The organism is Variovorax sp. Soil_C_39 (genome assembly GCF_057656815.1).
Map to the genome: position 1 here is coordinate 29,900 of NZ_JBDGJQ010000015.1, position 14,467 is coordinate 44,366.

Below are 14,467 nucleotides of genomic sequence, written 5' to 3' on the forward strand. Positions count from 1 at the left end.
CAGGGCCAACCAACGGGAAGCGGCCGCGGTTGTGATAGCCCTACTCACTAAGCAGGATGGCTGCCAGCCCAGCGCCACCCTCCGAACCACCTCTGCGCCATCGCGCCCTGACCGGTTCGTAGGCGGATTCTTACCTCTGTAAACAGAGGTACCCATACCATGAATGTGGTACCCACGTTACGTGGAACAGAGGGGTGCGAAGGTGTTGACGTTACGGGAACACATGCGTTTCGCGTCACGTAACACCACGGTTGAGCGACCAGATGTAACGGTCGATATTGGGGGAGAAAGTGAGAAAAAAGTCACACATCCAGCCCCATAGCCCCCCGGTTGGCAGGGGCAAATTGAGGCTTTAGCCGAGGATGTCCTCGTGGAAAAGCTTCCACTCGCTGCCTTGCCGCAGCCAGTACTGGCGCCGGGTGCGCCCGCTTTTCTCGCCTTCGAACACTTCGCCGAAGGTGGCGACCATGGTGTCGTCGCCGTCGCGCCAGTGCAGGTACGACATTTCCTTGAACTGGACACGCTTGCCCTGGGCGTATTCCACTTCGTCCTGGAAAACCGAAGCCGGTTCTGCCGATTTCCTGCCGCCGCGCTGGAAATCCGGCAAATAGAATTTCTTCAATTGCGCTTCATTGCCAATGGCGCGCGCGTCTTTCCAGGCCGCCATCGCGCTGGTGAACGATTGGGCTTCCTTTTCGGCCTGCGCGCGCGAAATCCATTGCAGGCTCGGTGCGGTGACCACCGGCGTGGCGCCGATCTGCACCTTGCGCAGCAGCTGTTTCAGATCGGGGTTGGCCATGACCACGCAGCCGTCGCTGGCGAGCGGCGCGCGGGCGTACTGCTGCGGCGGGGTGCCGTGCAGCCAGATGCCGCTGCCGGTCTTGCCGCGGCGGACGTCGTACGGGTTCGGATAGTTGATCGGGAGCGCGCCCGCGCCGTAGAAGTCCTTCAGCGACTTCGGGTCGAGCTTGCTGGTGACGTAGTACACGCCGAGCGGGGTGCGTGCATCGCCTTCGCTGACCTTGCCGATGCCCGACTTGCCGACGGAGACGTAGTAGTCGGCGACGAGCTGCAAGCCCTTGTCGGAGTTCTCGAGCAGGTACAGGCGCGAGCGCGAGGCATCGACGGCGATGGCATAGCGGCTGCGCGTGGAAAGCGCGAGGAACTGCGAGGGCACGGTGCCGGGCGGCGGCCGGTCACGCAGTGCCTGCAGGCGCCGGCGCGACTCTTCGCGCAGTTCGGCCATGGCGGCGCTGCCGCGCAGCTTGCCGACGCTCGCGGCATCCGAAAAACCGTGCGCGGGCGGCACCTGGGTGGCGAGCAGGTCGGCATAGACCAACTGGGCCAACTGGAAGTTGGGATGGTCGCGCACCAGTTCGCGCGCCTTCTGCAAGGCCGGGCGGGCCTGGCCGCGGCCGAACAGTTCGTAAACGCCGATGAGCCGGGCCTCGGCGCTGCTGGCCTGCTCGATCGGGCCGGCCGGGGCGGCCCTTCTGCTGCGCGTGGCGTTTTTCGGCCGGGCCGCGCTTTTTAGCTCCGCCCGGCGGCTGCCGGTCGCCACCTTCGACTTGGTCGCTTTCGCGCTCTTGGCGTTGCTCGTCTTGCCCTGACCCTGCTTGGCCGAAGCACCGAGGGCAGCGGGCGCGGACACCAGCAGCGCCGTTGCCGCCGCGAGCGCGGCGAGCAGGCGCCCCCCGCGCCGCAGCGGAGGCGTCTGGGGCCGGACGACACCCGTCACTAGCCGCCGACGCTTTCCTTGCGGATCTGCCATTGGCTGCCCGACGTGCGCTGCAGCTCCAGCGTCTTGCGGCTCCTGATGTTGAGGTTGTCGGCGCGGTAGATCTGGCGGAACTTGGCCGTGGCCACTTGGCCGTCGACGTGGACCACGAGGTTCTCGAGGTTCACGCTGATGTTCGACTTGCCGACGATGCGCGCATGGCGCTCTTCTTCCCAGGCCTTGCGGCTCTGGCCGCCGCCGGGGTTGAAGTCGGGGCCGTAGGCCGCGAGATAGCGGTCCATGTCCTGCGCCGCCCAGGCCGCCGCCCAGGTGCGCACAGCGTTCTCGACGTCGGCGCTCGCGTCGGCCGTGGCGGCAGGCGCAGGTGCCGGCGCGGGCGCGGGTGCAGCAGCCGACGGGGGGGCCTTGGCGATCGCGACGGGCGGTGCGGCCGGGGCAGGGACAGTGGTGGCGCGGGTCGGGGCCGGCGCGGGCGCCGGCGGTGCAACGGCTGCAGCGGCAACAACTGCGGGCGCGGGCGCGGCCGGCGCCTTCGCGACCGGTGCAGGTGCCGGTGCGACCGGCGCCGCCGCTGCGCTGCCCGCCGGCGGCGTGAACAGCGTGCGGATCACCGCCAGCTTGGGCTGCACGGCCGCCGCATTGTTCTGGTCGAGCTGCAGCGCCTTGCTGTAGGCCTGGCTGGCCAGCCGTGCATACACGTCGCCGAGGTTCTCTTGCGCCGTGGCGTAGCTCGGATTGGTGCGAATCGCGCTTTCGAGCGCGGCACGCGCCTTGTCGAATTGGTTCTGGCCGGCGTAGATCACCGCCAGGTTGTTGTAGGGCTCGGGCAGTTCGGGCGAATCCTGCGTGAGCTGCGTGAACACGGCGATCGCCTCGTTGCGCTTGCCCGCGTTGAGCTGGATCACGCCCTTGAGAAAGCGCATCTGCGCATCCTTGGGCTTGTCCTTCAGGAACGCGTCGGCACGGGTTTGGGCCTCGTCGAACTTGCCGGCCTGCACGAGGCGGTCGACCTCGTCGTGCTCCGGTGCAGCGAGCGCCGAAAACGAGATGCCGCAAGCCGTCGCCACGAGCAGGGCGCGAACAACGGGGGACAACGAGCCGAAACGGGCGCGCAGCAGGGGGCTCTTGGGCATTGCGGGCAAGACCTCGTAGGGGAGAAAAGGGAGTGGGACGCGGCAGGAATTGTATGTGGGCGGGTAACTTCCGGATACCGAGCATGGCCGTCGCTAACGGGCAAGGCGCCTGGCTTGCGCGATAGGAAACATTCATGTAACGTTCTGTAAGTCCGGCCTCGCCGACACCTCCCCCGACACTTCCTGCCTCTCACTCTCTGGAGCCGCCTTGAAGATCACCAAACGCCGCTTGCTCGAAAGTGGCGCCGCCGCCCTTGCCGCAACGCTTTTCACGCCCGCTTCACTGGCCCAGCGCGCCGCCGCGCCGGCTGCCGCCGCCAGCGACGCCGCATGGCCCACCAGGCCGCTGCGCATCCTCGTGGGCTTTCCGGCCGGCGCTTCGCCGGACCTCGCGGCGCGTGCCATCGCCGAGCCGCTGTCGAAGATCCTGCGCCAGCCGGTCGTCGTCGAGAACAAGCCCGGTGCAAGCGGCAATCTGGTGGCCGACCAGGTGGCCAAGGCCACCGACGACCACACCATCGGCGCGCTGATCAACGGCAATCTCACGATCGCGAAGCTGCTCAATCCCAAGCTCGGCTTCGACCCCGAGAAGGACTTCGCGCCCGTGGGCCTGGTCGGCACCGCGCCGCTGGTGCTGGCGGTGTCGGGTGCGGCCGAGGGCAAGACGGCCGCCGAGCAACTGCTGTGGGTGCGCAACCTGAGCAGCGGCGGCAGGTACGGCACGCCGGGCGTGGGCACGGTGGGCCACCTGGGCATGGAGCTCATCAAGAGCCGTGCGGCCATCACCGCGCAGCACAAGCCCTACACCGGCAATCCGCAGGTGATTGCCGGCCTGCTGGCCAACGAGATCCAGCTGGCGCTGCTGCCGCCGGGGCTCGCGCTGCCGCATGTGAAGTCGGGCAAGATCAAGGCGATCGGCGTGACCTCGCCCGAGCGCAGTCCGCTGGCCGGCGACCTGCCGACGGTGCGCGACGTCGACGTGCGCGGCGCGGATCTCGAGATATGGACCGCGCTTGCCGCGCCCGCGGGCATGAAGCCGGCCGCCGTGGCCCGCCTCAATGCCGCGCTGACCGAGGTGATCCGTTCACCCGAGGTCGCGGCCGCATTGCTCAAGACCGGTTGGCAGGCCCAGCCCGGCCCGCCCGAGGCGCTGGCCCGCCGCATGCGCGCCGACACGGCTCGGCTCGGCGGCGTGATCATCATGAAGGGCATTCAGTCAGAAGGATAAGACGCCTCCCGAAGCGGCTCACTTCGTGTAGCCGCCTCCCCCCACTGGGGGGCGCACCCGGCGGCCGGGCAAAGCCCGTTCCACGGGTGCACTGGGTTGGGGGGCGGGTTCTAAAGCAGTTGCGAGACTTTTTTGGCGGCGTCGATCAGCGCGGGCAGCATCGTTTCCTGCATCGCCTGGGCGCTGGTGCGGTTGGCCTGGCCGCTGATGTTGAGGCCGGCCACCATGCGGCCTTGGCGATCGACGATGGGCGCGGCCACGGAGACGAGGCCTTCCTCGAGTTCCTGGTCGACGAGGCACCACTGTTGCCGGCGCGCCTGCGCGACCTTGTCCATGAGCGTGTCGACGTCGGTCACGGTGTGCTCGGTGAGCGCCTCGCGCGGCGAGGCTTCGAGGCGTGCACGCACCTCGTCGTCGTCGAGGTCGGCCAGCAGCAGGCGGCCTAGCGAGGTGCAGTAGGCCGGCAGGCGCGAGCCCACGCCCAGGCTGATGCGCATGATCTTCTGCGTCGGCACGCGCATCACGTAGACGATGTCGGTCGCGTCGAGCACGGCGGCCGAGCATGACTCCTGCACCTGCTGCACCAGCGCTTCCATCACGGGCTCGGCGCGGTTCCAGATCGGCATCGATGAAAGGTACGCAAAGCCCAGGTCGAGGATGCGCGGCGTGAGCGTGAAGAACTTGCCGTCGCTCACGACGTAGCCCAGTGTCTGCAGCGTGAGCAGGATGCGCCGCGCACCCGCACGCGTGAGGCCGCTCGCGGCGGCCACCTCGCTCAGCGTCTGGCGCGGCGCGCTTTCGCTGAACGAGCGGATCACCTGCAGGCCGCGCGCGAACGACTGCACGTAGCTGTCGCCGGGCGCGGGCGTGGTGCCGGTGTGGAGGGAGTGGGTTGCCATGCTGAGCGATCGTCCTTAGAATTCATTATACGAACAAATGTTCTTTATACGAACATTTTTGACGCATTGCACAGCGTCCCGTTGCGCGGTCGGCCGCCCGGTTCGCTGGTCCTTCCTTCTTCTTTCTTCTCCGGAGACAGGCTTCATGATCAACAAGATCGCGCGCTCGGTCGCCGATGCGCTGGCGGGCATTCCCGACGGCGCCACGGTGCTCATCGGCGGCTTCGGCACCGCCGGCATTCCCGGCGAGCTCATCGACGGGCTCATCGAGCAGGGCGCCAAGGACCTCACCGTGGTCAACAACAACGCCGGCAACGGCGAGACCGGCTTGGCCGCGCTGCTCAAGGCCGGCCGCGTGCGCAAGATCATCTGCAGCTTCCCGCGACAGGCCGACAGCCAGGTGTTCGACGGGCTCTACCGCAGCGGCAAGCTCGAGCTCGAGCTGGTGCCGCAGGGCAACCTGGCCGAGCGCATCCGCGCTGCGGGCGCGGGCATCGGCGCGTTCTTCTGCCCGACCGGCTACGGCACGCAGCTCGCGGGCGAGCGCGAAACGCGCGAAATCGACGGCAAGCAGTACGTGCTCGAGTACCCGATCCACGGCGACGTGGCGCTCATCAAGGCCGAGCGCGGCGACCGCTGGGGCAACCTGGTCTACCGCAAGGCGGCGCGCAACTTCGGCCCGGTGATGGCCATGGCCGCGAAGAAGACCGTGGCCACGGTGCACGATGTGGCCGAGCTCGGCACGCTCGACCCCGAGACCATCGTCACCCCGGGCATCTTCGTGCACCAGGTGGTGCGCATCGAACGCACGGTCACGCAGGCCGGCGGCTTCAAGAAGGCAGCATGATGAGCAGCAGCAACTACACCCGCCGCACCAAGGACCAGCTCGCCGCGCGCGTGGCCCAGGACATCTTCGACGGCGCCGTCGTCAACCTCGGCATCGGCCAGCCGACGCTCGTGGCCAACCACCTGCCGCAAGGCCGCGAGGTCATCCTGCAGAGCGAGAACGGCATCCTCGGCATGGGCCCCGCGCCCGAGGCCGGCGAAGAGGACTACGACCTCATCAACGCCGGCAAGCAACCGGTGACGCTGCTGCCCGGCGGGGCGTTCTTCCACCACGCCGACAGCTTCGCGATGATGCGCGGCGGCCATCTCGACATCTGCGTGCTCGGTGCGTTCCAGGTGTCGGCCACCGGCGATCTCGCCAACTGGCACACGGGCGAGAAGGACGCAATCCCCGCCGTCGGCGGCGCGATGGACCTGGCCATCGGCGCCAAGCAGACCTGGGTCATGATGGACCTGCTGACCAAGCAGGGCACGAGCAAGCTGGTGCAGGAATGCACCTATCCGCTGACCGGCATCGGCTGCGTCAAGCGCGTGTACTCCGACCTCGCCACGCTCGAATGCACGCCCCAGGGCCTGAAGCTCATCGACACCGTCGAAGGGCTGAGCCGCGAGCAGCTCGAACAACTCGTGGGCCTGCCGATCGCTGCATGACACCGGCCCAAGAACCGACCACCCCTTCCACAGAGACACACACATGACCCAGCAAGCCTTCATCTGCGACGCCGTTCGCACCCCCTTCGGCCGCTACGGCGGATCGCTCTCCAGCGTGCGCACCGACGACCTCGGCGCCGTGCCGCTCAAGGCGCTGATGGAACGCAACGCCAAGGTCGACTGGCAGGCCGTGACCGACGTGCTCTACGGCTGCGCCAACCAGGCCGGCGAAGACAACCGCAACGTCGCGCGAATGGCGGCGCTGCTCGCGGGCCTGCCGATCGAAGTGCCCGGCGCCACCATCAACCGCCTGTGCGGTTCGGGCCTCGATGCACTGGGCAGCGCCGCGCGCGCCATCCGCGCGGGCGAAGCCGGCCTGATGATCGCCGGCGGCGTCGAAAGCATGAGCCGCGCGCCCTTCGTCATGCCCAAGGCCGAGAGCGCGTTCAGCCGCAACAACGCGGTGTACGACACCACCATCGGCTGGCGCTTCGTCAACAAGCTCATGAAGGCGCAGTACGGCGTCGACTCGATGCCCGAGACGGCCGAGAACGTGGCGACCGACTACAAGATCGAGCGCGAGGCGCAAGACCGCATGGCGCTCGCCTCGCAACTGCGCGCCGTGGCGTCGCAGAAGTCCGGCTTCTTCGACGCCGAGATCGTGCCCGTGACCGTGCCGCAGAAGAAGGGCGATCCGCTCATCGTCAGCAAGGACGAGCATCCGCGCGAGACCAGCATCGAATCGCTCGCCAAGCTCAAGGGCGTGGTGCGCCCCGACGGCACCGTGACCGCGGGCAACGCCAGCGGCGTGAACGACGGCGCCTGCGCGCTGCTGCTGGCCGACGAAGCCAGCGCCGCGAAGCATGGCCTCACGCCGCGCGCCCGCGTCGTCGGCATGGCCACGGCGGGCGTCGCGCCGCGCGTGATGGGCATCGGCCCCGCACCCGCCACGCAGAAGGTGCTGGCGCTCACAGGCCTCACGCTCGACCAGATCGACGTGATCGAACTCAACGAAGCCTTCGCCGCGCAGGGCCTCGCGGTGCTGCGCCTGCTCGGCCTCGCCGACGACGATGCGCGCGTGAACATCAACGGCGGCGCCATCGCGCTCGGCCATCCGCTCGGCGCCAGCGGCGCACGCCTGGCCACCACCGCGGTGAACCAGCTGCACAAGGGCGGCGGCCGCTATGCGCTGTGCACGATGTGCATCGGCGTGGGGCAGGGCATCGCCGTGATCCTGGAACGGGTCTGAACGCTACGGCGCGGTGAAGATCGCCGCAAAGGCCAGGGCCAGGCCGCGCTCAGCGGCCTGCGCCGCCACCTGCACGCGCGCCGACGCGACGGCCGTGTTGCCCGCTGCATCGGTCGCAAGCACCTCGATCGTCTGCAGTCCGGCATTGCCCGGGGTCCAGTGGCAGACGTAGGGCGCGGCAGTGAAGGTGCACAGCGGTAGGCTGCTGCCGGCCAGCAGCACCTTCACGCCCGTCACGCCGGCGTCGTCCGACACGATGGGCGTCACCACCGTGGCCTGACCGACCACCGCGGCCGCGGGCGCGGCGACCGAAACGCTCGGCCGGTGGCTGTCGGGTGTGCCGAGCGCCAGGTCGATCGTGAACCCGTCGCGGCCCTGCACCGCCTTCTGCTCGAAGGCATCGAAGATGGTGAACCATGTGGCGCCGGCCACGCGGCCTTCGGCTTGCGCCTTGACCAGCAGCGTCGTCTTGCCGACCGCGAAGCAGCTGTGCCCGCAGCCCCAGTCGAAGACGAAGCGGCCGCTGGCGTCGGTGCGGCCCTCGGCCACCTGCACCAGCGGCTTGTGCCGGCCCGGATCGCGCCAGACGGCGACGCGCGCGCCGGGCAGCACGGCCCCGGTCCGGCGATCGGTAACCGCCACCTGCGTGCGCGCCGTGCCGGCCATGTAGGTCGAGCTGGCCCAGCGCGGCCACTGCCGCCAGTCGGTGTTGATCATCGCCCTGGTGCCCGCGGTGAAGCGGGTCATCGCGAGCGTGGCGGTGCGGTTGGCCTGCGGGCGGAAGCGCTCCTCGAACACGCTGCCGAGCAGCGGATCGTGCCGCCAGTGCTGGCGCGGCCACCAGTACGCATCGCGCGGATTGGAGAGTGCGAGATCGGCCTTCGGCGCGACGCCCGTGGTGTCGGTCACATGGCTCGCGTTGTAGTACTCGCCCGAGCCCGCGCCGAAGACATGCTCCAGCTCGTGCAGCAGCGTCTTGAGCTGGCGGCCGAGGTAGTCCTTCTCGACCGACTCGGGCGCTGCGGGCACGATATCGCGCGACAAGGCATCCGGGTCGTGGATGGCGGTCCAGTTGAGGTTCCAGATCACGCCCTTCTGCGGATAGGTCCAGCTCATCGCGAGCCCGCCGTGGCTGTAGCCGCGCTGCGAGGCCGATACGCACACGACGATCTCCCGGTCGACGAGGTCGTTGAAGGTGCAGGGCGGCGCGGCCTTGGGCGCGACCAGCCGGAGGTCCTGCGCCGGGTCGAAGACGAAGCTGCGCACCGTTTCGCGCGCGAACACGCTGTTGATGTCGGCCACGTACCGGGCGAGCCGCCGCCCTGCCTCTTCCGCGCCGATGGCCGAGGCATGCACCGGGTCGACGTAGAACTTGAGCCGGTGCACGCTCTGCGGCGCCTTGCCGACCTCGTCGAGCGCTGCCAAGGCCATCGACGGCGGCAGCAGGACCATGGCCCAAGCGACGGCTGCACCCGCCCGGCGCAGGTGCGCCACTGCACCGACGGCTTCGACGGCGCGATCCGCGAAGCGACTCCCCAACCTGAACAACATGCACGAACCCCCGCCGGCAGGACGCGAACGCGTCGGCCTGCCGGCAGTCCGGTCGACGCTCCTTGTCTATCCGGGGTGGGTGGGGCGCGAGTTACCTGGCAAATGCCCGAAAGTGTGAACTTTTCTACACATTAACGAGCCAATGGTGGTTTCGGACTCGTTACGAGCCGGCGAGCGACAACCGCCGCAGCAGGTCGGCCTGGCGCGATTCCTCGGCGTCGCGCAGGCTTTTGGCTGCGCGGGCGGCCACGTAGCTCACGTACATCGTTTCGATGGCGCGGGCCCAATCGTGCACCGCGAGCGAGGGCGGCGTGGCCGGGCCCGGCGCAGCAGCAGTGGCGTCGTCGACCGGACGAGCCGGCACGTCGAAACCGGCCTTGCCGAGGATGGTGGCTTTCTGGAGAACGGTAAGCATGCGGCGGGCCTCTCTGAACCTCTGTGAACCAGGGCGCTTCAGCTTAGCCAGCGCGCAAGAGGCGTGCCATCGGCCGCACGACCGGTGCGCGTGTCAGTCAATGGCTTTCGTTCCGCGTCGTGGCGACGATGGGTAGTCCTTAAGGCCTAGGAGAAAACGGCCCTGCGTTCTGCCAAACCAGCGTGGCCGCAGCCAGATCCTCGAGCGCGCTCCCCACCGCCTTGAAGACCGTGCGCTCCTCGCGGCCTGCGCGGCCGGTGCTTTCGCCCCGGCAGAGTGCGGTCAGCGTGCCCTGCACTGCGTCGGCGCGCAGCGTGCCGGCGGCGATCGCGTCGAGCAGTTCGCCGGCCTTCTGCAGTGCCTCGGGGGTGTCGACGAAGACCCGGGCACCCTCGAAGCAGCGCGCGTCGGCCTCGCGCATGGCGGGCGTGAAGCTGCCGATCAGGTCGAGGTGCGAGCCCGGCGCGAGCCACTCGCCGCGCACCAGCGGTGCGGTTGCGAGCGTGGCGCAGCTCACGATGTCGGCCTCGCGCACGGCGGCTTCGAGGTCGGTGGCGGCGCTGGCGTCAAAGCCTTCGGCGCGCCATTGCGCGGCCAGCGCCCTGGCGCTTTCGGGGCGATGATTCCACACCTGCACGCTGCCGAGGGGGCGCACGCTCGCATGCGCGGCCGGCAGCAGCCGCGCGATGCGACCGGTGCCGAGCACCAGCAGGCGGCGCGCGTCCTGGCGCGCGAGGAACGAAGCCCCGAGCGCCGAGGCGGCCGCGGTGCGGCGTGCGGTGATCTCGTTGCCGTCCATCAGCGCGAGCGGCACGCCGGTGCGTGCGTCGTACAGCACGTAAGTCGCATGCAGGCCCGGCAGGCCGCGCGCACCATTGCCCGGAAAGATGTTGATCGTCTTGATGCCCAGGAAGCCCGCGTCGCTCCACGCCGGCATGATGAGCACCGTGCCCTTGTCGGCGCCGGTGGTCTCGATGGCGTGCACATGACGCGGCGGCACCTGGGCATCGGCTGCAAAGGCCGCGCGCAATGCGGGCACCAGCTGCTCGAAGCCGAGCGGGGCGCGGGTGGCGGCTTCGTCGAAATGTTGCATGGTCAGGGTTGCCGTGGCGGTAGCGAAGCGTTGAAGAACTCGACCAGCGCGCGCTGGTACGTGGTGCCGAAGCGCGCGGCCGCCATGGGTTCGAGGTGGCCGGCGCCCGCCACCTCGATCAACCGCTTCGGTTCGCGCGCCGCCGCCAGCAGGCGCTGCGAATGCGAATGGGGAATCACCGCGTCTGCCGTGCCGTGGATCAGCAGCAGCGGAATGGGCGACACCGCGGCCACGTGGCGTGAGGCGGCGTAGGTGTCCCCTACCAGCAGGCCGGCGCCTGGCAGCTTCTCGTTGGCGATCGACGAGTACGAGAAGAAGGTCGATTCGATGGCCGCGGCCTTCACGCCGGCCCGGTTGCCCGCGCCCACCACGGCGATCGCGTTGGTGCCGCCGAGGCTTTGGCCGAACACCAGGAGCCGCTCGGCATCGACATCGGCGCGCGAGCGCACATGGTCGAGCGCGGCATTCGAATCTTCGAAGACGCCCTTCGGCTCCGGCTTGCCCTCGGACTCGCCGTAGCCGCGGTAGTCGAACACGAACACGTTGAAGTCCTGCTTCGGCAGCCAGGCCACGAAGCGCCAGTGCGACGACATGTTCTGCGCATTGCCATGGAAATGCACGACGGTGCCGCTGGCCTGCCGCGGGTCCGCGCGCCCGCTGGCGGGAATGAACCAGCCCGCGAGTGCCGTGCTGTCGGCGCTGTGGAAACGCACCGGCAGGTACTGCAGGCCGCGCGCCTCGGGCGTCTCGTAGCGCACCCGGTCGGGGTAATAGAACATCGACTGGACGCAGCCGCCGAGCAAGGCGGGCAGGACGAGCATCGAGGCCAGCTTGTGCCAGTTCATCGCGCGGAGGATAGCGCAGGCATCGCTCACCCCATCCTGCTACGCTCGGGCGGCCCGCCCCGAATGCCGCGCGGGCATTTTTCTGCGCCGCCTCCCCCATGGTCTTTCCCCTCATCACCGATCCGCATTTTTATGCGGTCGCCATTCCCGCCGTGCTGCTGCTCGGCGTCAGCAAGAGCGGCTTCGGCGCGGGCTTCGGCTCGCTCGCGGTGCCGTTGATGGCGCTGGCCGTCACGGTGCCGCAGGCCGCGGCCATCCTGATGCCCTTGCTGCTGCTGATGGACCTGCTGGGCCTGGCCGCATTCCGCAACGACTTCGACCGTGCGCTGCTCAAGTTCCTGATCCCGTTCGGGCTCGTCGGCACGGTGGTGGGGACGCTGCTGTTCCGGGTGTTGTCGCCGCACACGGTGGCGGGCATCGTGGGCGTGTTCACGCTGCTGTTCCTGGCGCAGCGGCTGGTGTTTCCGCCCAAGCCCGACGATCCGCTGCCCTCGCGCGCGGTGGGTGCGGTGTTGACCGCGGTGTCGGGCTTCACGAGCTTCATCGCGCATGCGGGCGGGCCGCCGATCAATGCCTACGTGATCCCGCTGCGGCTCAAGCCCGTGGTGTTCACCGCGACGATGGCGTACTTCTTCTTCGTGGTGAACCTCAGCAAGTGGATTCCCTACGCGTGGCTCGGCCTGATCGACCTGCGCACGCTGGCCACCTCGGTCGTGCTGATGCCGCTCGCGCCCCTCGGCGTCTGGGTCGGCATCCGCATCGCGCGGCGCATCGACGCCACGTGGTTCTACCGCTTCGTGTACCTGGGCATGCTGCTCACTGGCCTGAAGCTCGTCTATGACGGCTTCCTGGCCTGAACGCTGCCAGCCCACTCAGGCCAGTGCACCCGTGGAACTGGCTCCGCCAGGCCACCGGGTGCGCCCCCCAGTGGGGGGAGGCGCCTACACGAAGTGAGCCGCTTCGGGGCGTCCTAGAACTCGACAATTGGCTTGAAGCCGCCGAAGATCATCCGCTTGCCGTCGAACGGCAGGGTCTTCGGGTCCATAGCGGCGAGGCGCGGGTCGGCCATCACCTTGGCGTTGACCGCGTCGCGGTGCTTGCGCGACTTGTAGACGATCCACGAGAAGGCGACCGTCTCGTCAGCCTTCTGCTTCACGCTTTGCGGGAAGGACGTGTACTTGCCGGGCTTCACGTCGTCGGCAATGCATTCCACGTATTCGAGCGCGCCGTATTCCATCCAGATCTTGCCGGCCTTGCGCGCGAGCTTGCGGTAGGCCTCGATGTTGTTGGAGGGAACGGGAACGACGAAACCATCGATATAGCGAGCCATTGAAAGTCTCCTAGGGTTGAGGGGAAAAGAACGATTTGTTGTCGCTATCCTGCGATGCAGCCGGCGACGGGGTGCGCAGCAGCAGCCCGCCGAGCAGCCCCGCCACGGCCGCGAACACCGCGCCGATCAGGAAGGCCAGGTTGTAGCCGCCGGTGAGCGCGAGCGGAAGCTGCGCGCCGGCCGCGGTCATGGCGCCGGTGCGTGCCGCCGCCGCGCTCGCGAGCACGGCCAGGCCCAGGGCGCCGCCCATCATGAAAGCGGTGTTCACCACGCCCGAGGCCAGCCCCGATTCGGTAGGGCTCACCTCGCTCATCGCGGCGAGCAGCAGCGGGTTCAGCGCCATGCCCGCGCCGAGGCCGAGCAGCAGCATGCCCGGCAGCACATGCAGCATGAAGCTGCCGTTCACCGGCGCCCAGGCGAACAGCGCCAGGCCGACGGCCGCGAGGCCGAGCCCAATGGCAAGCGGCCCACGGATGCCGAAGCGCATCACCAGCCGGGCCGACACGCCGAGCGAGAACAGCGCCATGAGCAGGTTGGCCGGCAGGAAGGCCAGCCCGATCTGCATCGGCGTGTAGTTGAGCACCAGCTGCATGTAGAGCGCCGAGATGAAGAACCACGCGAACATCGCGGCCGCCCACAGCACCCCCACCACGTTCGATACCGACACGCTGCGCAGCCGGAACAGGCCGAGCGGCATCAGCGGATGCTGCACCCGTGCCTCGATGGCGATGAAAAGCACCATCAGCACCACGGCCGCGCCGAGCAGGCCGAGCGTTTGCGCCGACTGCCAGCCGGCCTCGTTGCCGTTGACGATGGCGTACACCGCGAGCATCAGCGACAGCGTTACCGCCACCGCGCCGGCCACGTCGAGCTTCTCGCCGTGGGCATGGCCGCGCGCCTTCGGCAGCAACGCCACGCACAGCGCATACACCGCCACGCCGATCGGCAGGTTGACCAGGAAGATCCAGTGCCAGCTCAGCGTGCTCGTGAGCAGGCCCCCGAGCAGCACGCCGAGGCTGCCGCCGCCCGCGCACACGAAGCCGTACACGCCCATGGCCTTGGCGCGGTCGGCCGGCTCGGTGAAGAGGTTCATGATCAGCGAGAGCGCCACCGCCGACACCACTGCGCCGCCCAGGCCCTGCACCGCACGCGCCGCGATCAGCAGGCCCTGCGAATTGGCGATGCCGCAGGCCAGCGAGGCGAGCGTGAACAGCACGAGACCGGCGAGGAACATGCGGCGGTGGCCGTAAAGGTCACCGAGCCGTCCGCCCAGCAGCAGGAAGCCGCCGAAGGTCAGCATGTAGGCATTCACCACCCAGACCAGCGAGGTTTCCGTGAAGCCGAGGTCGGTGCGGATCGACGGCAGTGCGACGTTCACGATCGTGGTGTCGAGCACGATCATCAGCACGCCAAGGCACAGCACCATCAGGGCCAGCCAGCGCTTGCGGTTGTTGTTGTCGAGGGTGTCGGTCATGGGTGTTCCTGCAAG

Annotated in this window: 14 protein-coding genes; 5 read left to right on the forward strand and 9 right to left on the reverse strand. The window is 68.7% G+C overall.

All coding sequences use genetic code 11. From position 1 onward, the window contains the following. Window positions 1-352: 352 nt before the first annotated feature. On the reverse strand, window positions 353-1,771 hold the full coding sequence (locus AC3A6J_RS25380) for a L,D-transpeptidase family protein (protein WP_487862774.1): 1,419 nt from the start codon (window positions 1,769-1,771) through the stop codon (window positions 353-355). Further along, on the reverse strand, window positions 1,738-2,871 hold the full coding sequence (locus AC3A6J_RS25385; protein ID WP_487862775.1) for a YybH family protein: 1,134 nt from the start codon (window positions 2,869-2,871) through the stop codon (window positions 1,738-1,740). Before AC3A6J_RS25385 ends, AC3A6J_RS25380 begins: the two co-directional genes overlap by 34 nt. Before the next feature lie 208 nt (window positions 2,872-3,079). Between AC3A6J_RS25385 and AC3A6J_RS25390 the strand changes: the two genes are divergently transcribed. Continuing rightward, a complete protein-coding gene (locus AC3A6J_RS25390) occupies window positions 3,080-4,099 on the forward strand; it encodes a Bug family tripartite tricarboxylate transporter substrate binding protein (protein WP_487862776.1) in 1,020 nt (339 codons plus the stop codon). Between the two features lie 110 nt (window positions 4,100-4,209). On the opposite strand, the gene AC3A6J_RS25395 is transcribed toward AC3A6J_RS25390, so the two are convergent. Next, entirely contained in the window at window positions 4,210-4,998 is a 789-nt protein-coding gene (locus AC3A6J_RS25395) for an IclR family transcriptional regulator domain-containing protein (protein ID WP_487862777.1), read from the reverse strand. A 145-nt stretch (window positions 4,999-5,143) separates the two neighbouring features. On the opposite strand from AC3A6J_RS25395, the gene AC3A6J_RS25400 reads away from it, so the two are divergent. From AC3A6J_RS25400 to pcaF, 3 genes are read left to right on the forward strand one after another with little or no spacing between them, the layout of a single operon-like run. Beyond that, window positions 5,144-5,845 (forward strand): 3-oxoacid CoA-transferase subunit A, encoded by a 702-nt coding sequence (locus AC3A6J_RS25400; protein WP_487862778.1) that lies wholly within the window; start codon window positions 5,144-5,146, stop codon window positions 5,843-5,845. Continuing rightward, on the forward strand, window positions 5,842-6,495 hold the full coding sequence (locus AC3A6J_RS25405; RefSeq protein ID WP_487862779.1) for a 3-oxoacid CoA-transferase subunit B: 654 nt from the start codon (window positions 5,842-5,844) through the stop codon (window positions 6,493-6,495). The genes AC3A6J_RS25400 and AC3A6J_RS25405 overlap by 4 nt, the downstream gene beginning before the upstream one ends. Window positions 6,496-6,538: 43 nt before the next feature. Next, window positions 6,539-7,744, forward strand: a complete 1,206-nt coding sequence (gene pcaF, locus AC3A6J_RS25410; RefSeq protein ID WP_487862780.1) for a 3-oxoadipyl-CoA thiolase — start codon at window positions 6,539-6,541, stop codon at window positions 7,742-7,744. Window positions 7,745-7,747: 3 nt separating this feature from the next. On the opposite strand, the gene AC3A6J_RS25415 is transcribed toward pcaF, so the two are convergent. The 4 genes from AC3A6J_RS25415 to AC3A6J_RS25430 form a co-directional block, all read right to left on the reverse strand. Beyond that, window positions 7,748-9,295, reverse strand: a complete 1,548-nt coding sequence (locus AC3A6J_RS25415; RefSeq protein ID WP_487862781.1) for an Ig-like domain-containing protein — start codon at window positions 9,293-9,295, stop codon at window positions 7,748-7,750. A gap of 160 nt (window positions 9,296-9,455) precedes the next feature. Next, entirely contained in the window at window positions 9,456-9,710 is a 255-nt protein-coding gene (locus AC3A6J_RS25420; RefSeq protein WP_487862782.1) for a hypothetical protein, read from the reverse strand. Window positions 9,711-9,849: 139 nt separating this feature from the next. After that, on the reverse strand, window positions 9,850-10,803 hold the full coding sequence (gene lhpI / locus AC3A6J_RS25425) for a bifunctional Delta(1)-pyrroline-2-carboxylate/Delta(1)-piperideine-2-carboxylate reductase (RefSeq protein ID WP_487862783.1): 954 nt from the start codon (window positions 10,801-10,803) through the stop codon (window positions 9,850-9,852). A 2-nt stretch (window positions 10,804-10,805) separates the two neighbouring features. Further along, window positions 10,806-11,648, reverse strand: a complete 843-nt coding sequence (locus tag AC3A6J_RS25430) for an alpha/beta hydrolase (protein ID WP_487862784.1) — start codon at window positions 11,646-11,648, stop codon at window positions 10,806-10,808. Between the two features lie 98 nt (window positions 11,649-11,746). Here AC3A6J_RS25430 and AC3A6J_RS25435 point away from each other — a divergent pair, with 98 nt between their 5' ends. Further along, window positions 11,747-12,505 (forward strand): sulfite exporter TauE/SafE family protein, encoded by a 759-nt coding sequence (locus AC3A6J_RS25435; RefSeq protein WP_487862785.1) that lies wholly within the window; start codon window positions 11,747-11,749, stop codon window positions 12,503-12,505. Between the two features lie 113 nt (window positions 12,506-12,618). Here AC3A6J_RS25435 and AC3A6J_RS25440 read toward each other — a convergent pair whose 3' ends face one another. Beyond that, the gene (locus AC3A6J_RS25440) at window positions 12,619-12,978 is read right to left on the reverse strand and encodes a DUF1428 domain-containing protein (protein WP_487862786.1); all 360 of its coding nucleotides are present in this window, start codon (window positions 12,976-12,978) and stop codon (window positions 12,619-12,621) included. A 10-nt stretch (window positions 12,979-12,988) separates the two neighbouring features. Beyond that, on the reverse strand, window positions 12,989-14,452 hold the full coding sequence (locus tag AC3A6J_RS25445; RefSeq protein WP_487862787.1) for a DHA2 family efflux MFS transporter permease subunit: 1,464 nt from the start codon (window positions 14,450-14,452) through the stop codon (window positions 12,989-12,991). Between the last annotated feature and the right edge of the window lie 15 nt (window positions 14,453-14,467).

Excerpts from the sequence above, each read along its gene's own strand:
- AC3A6J_RS25380 (WP_487862774.1), bottom strand. The coding sequence starts at position 1,771 with ATGGCAGATCCGCAAGGAAAGCGTCGGCGGCTAGTGACGGGTGTCGTC.
- AC3A6J_RS25385 (WP_487862775.1), bottom strand. The coding sequence starts at position 2,871 with ATGCCCAAGAGCCCCCTGCTGCGCGCCCGTTTCGGCTCGTTGTCCCCC.
- AC3A6J_RS25395 (WP_487862777.1), bottom strand. The coding sequence starts at position 4,998 with ATGGCAACCCACTCCCTCCACACCGGCACCACGCCCGCGCCCGGCGAC.
- AC3A6J_RS25400 (WP_487862778.1), top strand. The coding sequence starts at position 5,144 with ATGATCAACAAGATCGCGCGCTCGGTCGCCGATGCGCTGGCGGGCATT.
- AC3A6J_RS25405 (WP_487862779.1), top strand. The coding sequence starts at position 5,842 with ATGATGAGCAGCAGCAACTACACCCGCCGCACCAAGGACCAGCTCGCC.
- pcaF (WP_487862780.1), top strand. The coding sequence starts at position 6,539 with ATGACCCAGCAAGCCTTCATCTGCGACGCCGTTCGCACCCCCTTCGGC.
- AC3A6J_RS25415 (WP_487862781.1), bottom strand. The coding sequence starts at position 9,295 with ATGTTGTTCAGGTTGGGGAGTCGCTTCGCGGATCGCGCCGTCGAAGCC.
- AC3A6J_RS25420 (WP_487862782.1), bottom strand. The coding sequence starts at position 9,710 with ATGCTTACCGTTCTCCAGAAAGCCACCATCCTCGGCAAGGCCGGTTTC.
- lhpI (WP_487862783.1), bottom strand. The coding sequence starts at position 10,803 with ATGCAACATTTCGACGAAGCCGCCACCCGCGCCCCGCTCGGCTTCGAG.
- AC3A6J_RS25430 (WP_487862784.1), bottom strand. The coding sequence starts at position 11,648 with ATGAACTGGCACAAGCTGGCCTCGATGCTCGTCCTGCCCGCCTTGCTC.
- AC3A6J_RS25435 (WP_487862785.1), top strand. The coding sequence starts at position 11,747 with ATGGTCTTTCCCCTCATCACCGATCCGCATTTTTATGCGGTCGCCATT.
- AC3A6J_RS25440 (WP_487862786.1), bottom strand. The coding sequence starts at position 12,978 with ATGGCTCGCTATATCGATGGTTTCGTCGTTCCCGTTCCCTCCAACAAC.
- AC3A6J_RS25445 (WP_487862787.1), bottom strand. The coding sequence starts at position 14,452 with ATGACCGACACCCTCGACAACAACAACCGCAAGCGCTGGCTGGCCCTG.